The organism is Flavobacterium bizetiae (genome assembly GCF_902804475.1).
Classification (GTDB): Bacteria; Bacteroidota; Bacteroidia; order Flavobacteriales; family Flavobacteriaceae; genus Flavobacterium; species Flavobacterium bizetiae.
Genome location: NZ_CADCSU010000164.1, coordinates 1 through 8,797, shown reverse-complemented (window position 1 = coordinate 8,797; position 8,797 = coordinate 1). Strand labels below are relative to the sequence as shown.

At 32.9% G+C, this 8,797-nt stretch carries 7 protein-coding genes; all 7 read right to left on the bottom strand.

Annotated elements, in window-relative coordinates; all coding sequences use genetic code 11:
* Nucleotides 1-48 precede the first annotated feature (48 nt).
* Nucleotides 49-768, bottom strand: coding sequence for a hypothetical protein (locus FLACOL7796_RS21380; protein ID WP_173972822.1), 720 nt, complete (start codon nt 766-768; stop codon nt 49-51).
* Nucleotides 769-951: 183 nt separating this feature from the next.
* A complete protein-coding gene (locus tag FLACOL7796_RS21375) occupies nt 952-2,586 on the bottom strand; it encodes an NADP-dependent glyceraldehyde-3-phosphate dehydrogenase (RefSeq protein WP_173972821.1) in 1,635 nt (544 codons plus the stop codon).
* 210 nt (nt 2,587-2,796) lie between these two features.
* Nucleotides 2,797-3,309: a PRC-barrel domain-containing protein gene (locus FLACOL7796_RS21370; RefSeq protein WP_173972820.1), complete on the bottom strand. Its 513-nt coding sequence runs from the start codon at nt 3,307-3,309 to the stop codon at nt 2,797-2,799.
* Nucleotides 3,310-3,444: 135 nt separating this feature from the next.
* A complete protein-coding gene (locus FLACOL7796_RS21365) occupies nt 3,445-3,612 on the bottom strand; it encodes a hypothetical protein (RefSeq protein ID WP_173972819.1) in 168 nt (55 codons plus the stop codon).
* 184 nt (nt 3,613-3,796) lie between these two features.
* A complete protein-coding gene (locus tag FLACOL7796_RS21360) occupies nt 3,797-5,227 on the bottom strand; it encodes an AcvB/VirJ family lysyl-phosphatidylglycerol hydrolase (protein WP_173972818.1) in 1,431 nt (476 codons plus the stop codon).
* A gap of 5 nt (nt 5,228-5,232) precedes the next feature.
* The gene (locus FLACOL7796_RS21355; protein WP_173972817.1) at nt 5,233-5,907 is read right to left on the bottom strand and encodes a DUF998 domain-containing protein; all 675 of its coding nucleotides are present in this window, start codon (nt 5,905-5,907) and stop codon (nt 5,233-5,235) included.
* A gap of 18 nt (nt 5,908-5,925) precedes the next feature.
* Nucleotides 5,926-8,553: a bifunctional lysylphosphatidylglycerol flippase/synthetase MprF gene (mprF, locus tag FLACOL7796_RS21350; RefSeq protein ID WP_173972816.1), complete on the bottom strand. Its 2,628-nt coding sequence runs from the start codon at nt 8,551-8,553 to the stop codon at nt 5,926-5,928.
* Nucleotides 8,554-8,797: the final 244 nt, after the last annotated feature.

Below are 8,797 nucleotides of genomic sequence, written 5' to 3'. Positions count from 1 at the left end.
ACATTAATATTAACAATCCAATTACTATAATAAGTTATTGATCTATATTTAAAATAATACAGAAAAGCCTTTGGTATATTGTAGAAATAAATCGATTACAAGCAGCATGATTACAACTAAAATAAACACTAATATATAGGTAATTATTTGCGCTTTTTTATTGAATTCAAAAGTGTCGGGATTTATAAAATAATCCGCATAAACAGCCTGAGAAATTTTTAAATGAGGACAAAATAAAGTAGCTCCCTGCAGAAAATGTCCAATGAGTTGATATTTATTTTTCGGGATATAAGTCATTCCATTTTCAGGTTTAGAAAAATGAATAGGAATCTGTTTGCCTTCCTGAAAACCGAAAATATATCCCGGAGAATATTTTGTTCCAATTTTTCTATCGATATCACTTACATAAGCTTCTTTGCTGCTTTCGAGCTGTTTGTATAAAATACTCTGAATAACACCATTGTACTGATGATGATGTATACCATTCCGATCTACAGAAATGAGGATGATTTTCTTAGAATTATGCTGCTTGTAATTTTTATAAAGTGCCCAAAGCCCCCAAAGCAAAATGGGGAAATATATTAAGTTGAAAATCATTTCATTAGTAGATATGGGACTATTATATTCCAGCTGAATACTCAGAGGAAGCGCTATTAATAAAGCAAGCATTGCGATCAACAAAAGTCCGAACATTGTGTACGCACAAATAGTAGCAGTTAAATTACGTTTTGAAGTTATTTCAGGAAAATTTTCTTGGTTATAAATCATTCACTAATTATGGTTAAAAAACATTTTAAAAATTCAGATGAGCTGTGCCATACAAATCTACTAAATTTAGAAATTCCTAATTCAAATATTTCAAATGATAAAATCGATGAAGCACTTTTTCTATACCAGATCTTAATAAAAAAGGACAGCAAATAGCTGTCCTTTTTATATATTTTCAAAGTTTTAAAAAATATAATCTGTACTAAGAAAATTGGAATCATGATCTCTTACAATCGAATTAAATAAAGTCTTATTAGCAGTCGTAGCTTTGGTTGCCACAAGCGAACGAATAGAAAAAGAACGCAATGCATCTGATATAGACAAAGTTCCTTCTGCGCTGTCTTTTCTTCCGGTGAATGGAAAAACATCAGGACCTCGCTGAGACTGGCAATTAATATTCACACGACTTACCAGATTTACAAAAGGATCAATAAGACTGGCAACTTCCTGCGGATCTTCACTAAAAATACTCACCTGCATTCCGTGTGAGGCATTAATCTGATAAGCAATAGGCTCATCAGTGGAATTAAAAGGAACTACAGGAATAATAGGCCCAAATTGTTCTTCGTGATATAATTTCATTTTATCATTTACCGGATATACAACGGCAGGAAAAACAAATGAATGATTTGTGTAACCTCCATTTTCATTGATAATTTTAGCGCCATTGGCTAAAGCATCGTCAAGACATTCTTTAAGGTATGCGGGTTTATCCACTTCTGGAAGAGGCGTTATTTTTACATCCTTTTCCCATGGAAGCCCAGGTTTTAAAGCTGCTACGGCATTACTTAATTTGGCAACAAATTCCTGAGCAACTTCTTTTTGAACAAAAATTAGTTTTAATGCAGTACAGCGCTGTCCATTAAAGGATAACGCACCTAACAAACATTCATTCACTGCCACATCCAAATCGGCATTCTTGGTAACAATAGCAGCATTCTTGGCATCAAGACTTAAAATAGATCTCAGCCTGTTGGCCATAGGATGTAATTTCTTAAGACTATTGGCTACTTTGCTCGAACCAATAAAAGCCAATACATTGACCTTGCCGCTTTCCATCAAAGGAGAGATTATTTCTGCGCCACGACCGTATAAAGTATTTACAGTTCCGGGAGGAAAAGCCTCCTTAAAGGCATTTAATAAAGGATAGTGTGCCAATACACCGTGTTTAGGCAATTTAAACAAAATAGTATTCCCCATAATTAGCGCCGGAATAAGTGTGGTAAAAATTTCGTTAAGAGGATAATTAAAAGGTCCCATACTCAGCACTACTCCCAGAGACGATCTTCTGATTTGGGCCAGTATCCCTTCTGATTCTTCAAACCTTGACGATTGTCTGTCCAGATCTTTTAAGGCATCAATTGTAGCATTTATGTATTCGACAGTTCTGTCAAATTCTTTTGTGGAATCTCCAAGACTTTTTCCAATCTCCCACATCAAAAGTTTAATCACAATTTCACGCTGTTGGATCATCAGATAAACAAATTTCTGCATACACGCAATACGGTCCTCTACGCTCATTGTAGGCCAGACACCTTGTCCGTTATCATATGCTGCAACCGCCGCATCAAGAGATTCCATCGCTTCTTTGACAGTTGTATGAGGAATTGTTCCAACGAGTTTACGCGAGATTCCTTCCCCCGAACCTACAAAAACAGGAGAAAAAACTTGTGTTGTTTCGCCGTTCCAGGGTACTAACTGACCGTTTAAAAGGTATTCACGCTGGTGAATTTCTGAAATCTTATATTGATCAGGAATAAGGCTTTCATCTGTAAACAAAGTGTTTATCGCATCTATTGATGCTTTTAAATTTTCCATATAAAATATTATTTATAACCGTTTTTTTTATGAGTAACGAAAAATGTTTTAATAAAAATAAAACCATTGTCAATTTACAAAAATTAACTATAAAGAACTGATAATGATTAAAATAAAAAAACAAATTATACCAAAAAAAAAGATCAAACATTATTAAACGTCTGATCTTTTTAATTCTTATTCGTATTCGCCAATATTTGAAGAGAGATGTTATTTGTTATCAAATTCTCTTCGATTGTAAAAAGAGTCATCATCGCTATAATATACTGAGTCAGGATCTTTTTCAGGATAATAAGAATTCATTACTCTTCTTTCATACTCCCTGTCAAAATTGTCCTGCCTGTTGTATCTGCTTGTATTTCTAAATGTCTCATATCCTATACTGTTGGCCATAACAGTTTTGGTATCTTTATTAATATTAACTGCTCCAATAGGAATTATAACATGGCTGTCTCCGTCTTTATAAATAAACTCCTTTCCGTTCTCTTTTGCTATAACGTCATGGATTTCATTACGACTGTCTTCAATTAATACTTTATCTGCTTTAACATCCAGATAAACAACACGCTTCATATCTTTATTGACCCAAAGATTATCAATTGTACCTATAGTGCGGTTTTCAGCATCTACTATTTTCCATCCTCGTACGTCAGAATAGTTTGAAGCAACTTTATAATCAGAAAGTTCATCTAATCTGTATAAATTTCTATCTTTATTTTCCATATGTTTTTTTTAGTATTATAAATTCTTTTCCCTCAGCATGGCTTTAGGAAAATTTTAAATTTAAGTCTGCCTTTACTTCTGTAACAAATTTCATCAGGAGTTCAAAAGCTATTTTGTTTCCTATCGATTGCTTAATTAATTTGTTGTGTTGTCAGTGCTGGTAGTATTTTCAATTTGCGTACTATTATCAGTTTGCGTTTCATTATCTCTCAAAAAGATATAATATACAATTGCTGAGATTAATAGAACAACTACAATCCATGGCCATACTGGCTTTTTTTTCTCAATTTTAATTTCTGCCATAACTTATTTTTTTTTGATTGTAAATTAGTTTTCATTCATTACTAAAGGTACAAATGAGATGGTTCTAAAAAGTATGTAATTTCATTCGGATATTACACAATTCCCAGTATATGAGCTTTTTGAAAATGAGAAGAGATTTGTATGACTTCTAAAAAAACGCCCTAATTTTCATTAGGGCGTTTTTCTATTTAATTGCTATCAGAATACTTTCTGCAATTTTATTATAATCATTATTGTAATGATGCGATCCAGGTAATTCAACTGTTTTAATGCCTGCTTCTGAAAAACGATTACGCAAAACAGCATCTTCTTCACTACCAAAAAAACAAACTGGATTATACATTTTAATTTTCTTTAATTCTGAAATGACATCATAATTATCTTTCGAACTTTCGAGACTAAGCATGTCTGCAATATGAATTTCAAAATCAGCTTTGGTATCCGGAGATAAAGCATACACTCCTTTTAATTTTTCTTTTAAGGATTTCGATAAATCAGCAGCTACAAATGGAACAACAGAAGCTCCAAATGAATAACCAACAAGTATAAAGGTCTTTTTATTCCATTGCTGCAAATAATGTTCAACAGCTTTTGACACAGCAGTTGCCGTTTCTGCTGGAGTTTTAGAATTCCAAAAATATTTCTGAGCATCAAGTCCTACTATATTCAATCCTTTCTCTGCCAAAGCTTCACCTACAGACTGATCAAAACTTGTCCAGCCTCCATCACCTGAAATCAAAAAAGCAATTGTCAACGACTCGTCTTTACTTCTTGTCGGGATTAAAGTTAGAGGCATTTCAAAAGGCAAAGGTGTAAGAGTCTGCTCTTTTAACAAAGGATTTTGTTCTGATTTTTGTTTCGCATAATTGGGCGTACTTAAAATTTCTTTATAAGCTTCTATAAACTGTGGCAGCCAATTTTTTGTAACCGAAAATCCATGTCCTACTTTAGATAATGATATTAATTTTCCTTGTTTTAGCCCTTCCATATATTTTTTGGTATCAGCATAATTACACACCTGATCTGTAGTCCCTTGAAGAACAATAAAAGGAGCCGTTAATTTTTCTGTTTTCTCGAGATAATATGCTTTTCCTTCTTTTAAAACATGAGAGGTTAATCCTGATCCGTCGCACAAAGTTTTGTCTGTTTCTATATCAGGGCAGAAACCAAGAGCAATCGCGCCGCTAAAAGTATTTGCCGGAGCCTGAGCAAGCATTCCGTATACAAGAGTTGCACCTGAAGAATATCCCACTAAAATAGGTTTTAGATATTGATTCATTTTTACCTTTTTCTGTAAAAGGAGACTCAATTCTTCAAAATCACCAGCCGGATAATAACATTTTGATTTTTCTTTTTTAATGGCATTAAAATAATGCTGAATATCGATACCAGCCACCAATGCACCCTGATCGACAATATTTTTTGCCATATCGACAACGCCACTGTTCCAGCCTCCGTCTCCGGAAACAAATAACACAACAGCATTTGGTGTTCCTTTTGGCTTATAAATTGTCACTTTTCCAAATGCTCCCACTTTTAGAGTATCTATAGAAGAAGCGAAAGCATTGCAATTAAAAATAAAAACGGACAGCATTAGAAATACTACTTTATTCATCTTAATTATTTTTTAGCATTATGAAATGAAACTCTACGTTGATTGTTATAAATGATAACCGAAATCGTAATTAAATACACATAAAAATTTAAAAGAAAAAGCCTTTGCCATAATCCTCGATAAAGTCTGATCAGGCTATTTTCTTCTGAAGAAAACCGAATCGTAAAAAGCATTATTGTAATACAACCGACTGTAAATACAATCCATGAAAATGAATTAAAAAGCGAATTATTTTTCAGTGATACTATTTTACGCATGAACAAAGGCAAAAGCAATGCTGCAACAATACCAACACCGCCGACAAAATCATGTATTAGAAATGAATTTGTCATTTTTCCCGCTGTAATATCTGCTTTAAACAAACCTGAACCTATGCCTTCTCCTAATCCGTATAAGATAATTAACCATGAAGCTATTTTTACATTTTTATTTGGATGATCAAATGCTTTTTTGAAATGAAATCCAAAGAAAATAAAAACAAATCCGAGAACTACCCACCACAACGAAAGCACATTCGATACCGGACTTACAGAAGCTGCCAAAGAACTCATCGTATTTTTTAACTGACTGTATCCCGGATAATAATTCCCTAAGACAAACAATATTATAAAATCTGCAATACAAGCCACAATGCAGAATAAAGCCGCAATTTTAATCCAATTTAACATCTTAGTTTTCATGATTTGCATTAGTTTCCATCAAGGTTTTACTACTTTATTTAAAACTAATGGCGCTTGTATTAAATCGTAATCATGAGAATACACCAAATATTTATTGTACCATGTTGGAGAAAATTTTTCTTTAAAATCACGCAATCCTTTGTAATGGGCGAAAAATTTAATTCGTTCATAAGCAAATTTCATCGATTTTTCAGGAAATGTTTCCGCTTCTTCCATTCCGCTCATTGCAGCCAATCCTAAATTTACTTTTGTACAGCCTTGAGATTTTAAGTGTGTAAAAAGTTCTAAAAGAATAAAATCTATGATTCCATTTGGAGCATCATTTGTTTTCCGAATCAAATCATAAGTTCCTTCTTCCCTGGCATAATCTGGAATTACATTTAAAAATGCCACAATCTTTTCTTCAGCATTTTCAACCGTAATGATCGTTTGTCGTTTGAGCTCTTCCCAATCAAATCTTCCTTGCGAAAAAATTATTTCATTTCTTCCTGTACCAGCGAGCCATTCATCGCTTACTGCTTTTATTTTCTGGAGTAATCCATCCTTAATAGGCGCTGTGTGAATGGTACTTGTAAACCCTTTTTCTTTTATTTTACTTATTGCGTTACGAAGTGATTTTTTAGCCCCACCTTCTAAACTAAATGTGGTTAAATCAACAACTCCTTCCTGCCCAATAAATAAACTTTTTTTATGCAGTGAATAAAACAGCGAGAGACTTTCTTGCGGAACACGATAGTAAATACTTTTTAATCCGTTTTCGTAACAATAAACATCAAATTCTATAATGCATTGTTTCATCTCAGCATCTGATTCTGCAACGGGATTTTCCAGAACCACAGCAAAATTATCGGCTACACGATAAGCAAGAAAAGCTTTTTTATTTTCTGTAATAAAAATAACTTTATCATTATAGGTTTTAAAATAATCCAAAGAAGAATTTCCGTACTTCTTAACGATTTCATCGGCCACGACAAAATCATCTTCGATTGTTTGTTTTTTGATTGTATAAGGCCTGATCAGCGCAAAAATTAAAAATCCTAAAGAAAGAAATCCGCAGATATTTATTGAAAGTAAAAAGCGTTTTGCAAAATGATCTAAAGGCACTAAATCTGAACTTCCCATTAAAAAATAATTCTGAAGTCCATATTTAATGGATTCAAACCAGTTAAAATCAATATTAAAATGTTTTTTGTCCAGAAAATAGAATCCCAGAATACTGTATATCAAAACAGCTGAAATACTAATTAAAACTGTCTTAAATCCTATACTTCGCAAGTGCGCATTACTTTTAATATAATATTCTTTTCGGGTAACAATCAAACTGATTAATACTATCATGGCGACTGAAGCTTCTTCATAATCGATTGCTTTGGTAAGATGCCCAACAATAGAAATCCCAGTCAAAACAACGGCAAACCACCATGCTGCGCGTAATCCTTTGAGCATAAAAGCAGCATTTACCAGCATAAATAAACCAGCAGTTATAACAAAATAATTGGATGCTTTAATGGCCGAAATAGGAATAATATTTTCTAAAGCATGCAAACGTTCTGAAATAGCAGGTGTTAGAACTGAAATGATGTTGATTAGTCCTAAAACAAAAAGTAAAAAAGACGGTACAATACGCATCAGTAATTTATTTGCGCTAAATAAAAAGAGTGATGCTCCGGCAAGCAACGGAACCCAAAATTCAAAAAAACGATACAAAAAAGTGATCGCTATGGCATTAACATTCTCAAAACCATATTGAATTAATATAAAACTCATTGAAATTTCTATGGCTCCAAGTCCGCGAAGAAAAGGAGAAACAATCAGAAATATAACCGATATAATGTAACCCATCGCTGCAGCAGCAAATGAAGGTGCAAATCCCAGTGCAATCATCGCGACATATAAATGCGCTATTCCCACAAACTCGATAATTATAGAGTAAAAAACAACTTGCAGAAACTTCTCTTTTATGATTTTGTTGCTTCTAAAATCATCGATGAATATTTCTGCTGATGGAAAAAACTTTATTGTAAAGCGATAAATACTTCCTTTTTTTACAATCGAATTATAAATAATAAAAACGAGAATGCTTAATCCTACAACGGCTGCAAAAGCATACCATACACCGGATCCTGCGGTTCCCTGAAAAAGTGAATAAATTAAAGCGGGTATTGCTACAATAATTACAGAGAGAATGCCAACAAAGCCATAAATCAGGGATGCAAAATGAATTTGCGTGGGTTTAACGCCTCTTTTCTCGATAGATTTTGTAAAAAATGCTAAAGAAGAAATTCCGCCTGCCGGTAAAAAAACGCTCACAAAGTTCCGTTTAAGAAATAAAATGACTGCCTGTTTAAACGAAATTTCGCTTTGAACTGCTTTAAAAGAAACATAATACATCAAAGCCTGAAGAATAATATAAAGAGCGGCCAGGGCAATACCACAAATAATCCATAAACTACTGGCATCAGCGAGCACATTTTTTACCTCTTTCAGCTCTGATTTTTCGTGTTTGATAAACCAGATTCCTATTCCGATAAAGAAGATTGTGAATATAAATTGTCTGATAATTTTATCGTTTTCCTTTAAAAATGAAATTCCTTTTCTTTCTTTAAAAAATCTGAAAAATTTGTTAGAATTGGCTGATACTTCCATATTTATACCGTAGATAGAATAATTTACTTATGAAACCAAAATAGAACCTTGTATAAATGTACAATAATTTTGATTTGAATTACAACTACTAATTTGAAAAACAGTGTAATAAAATCACATTTAATTTTCAAACTTTAGTAATCTTGCTAAAAAAAGTCCTAATGAAAATTAGGACTTTTTTTATACACGGATTTTAAATTTTAAAACCAGAAAAATCATAAAAGATAATTTCCCACCATCATTT

Excerpts from the sequence above, each read along its gene's own strand:
- FLACOL7796_RS21380 (WP_173972822.1), bottom strand. The coding sequence starts at position 768 with ATGATTTATAACCAAGAAAATTTTCCTGAAATAACTTCAAAACGTAAT.
- FLACOL7796_RS21375 (WP_173972821.1), bottom strand. The coding sequence starts at position 2,586 with ATGGAAAATTTAAAAGCATCAATAGATGCGATAAACACTTTGTTTACA.
- FLACOL7796_RS21370 (WP_173972820.1), bottom strand. The coding sequence starts at position 3,309 with ATGGAAAATAAAGATAGAAATTTATACAGATTAGATGAACTTTCTGAT.
- FLACOL7796_RS21365 (WP_173972819.1), bottom strand. The coding sequence starts at position 3,612 with ATGGCAGAAATTAAAATTGAGAAAAAAAAGCCAGTATGGCCATGGATT.
- FLACOL7796_RS21360 (WP_173972818.1), bottom strand. The coding sequence starts at position 5,227 with ATGAATAAAGTAGTATTTCTAATGCTGTCCGTTTTTATTTTTAATTGC.
- FLACOL7796_RS21355 (WP_173972817.1), bottom strand. The coding sequence starts at position 5,907 with ATGAAAACTAAGATGTTAAATTGGATTAAAATTGCGGCTTTATTCTGC.
- mprF (WP_173972816.1), bottom strand. The coding sequence starts at position 8,553 with ATGGAAGTATCAGCCAATTCTAACAAATTTTTCAGATTTTTTAAAGAA.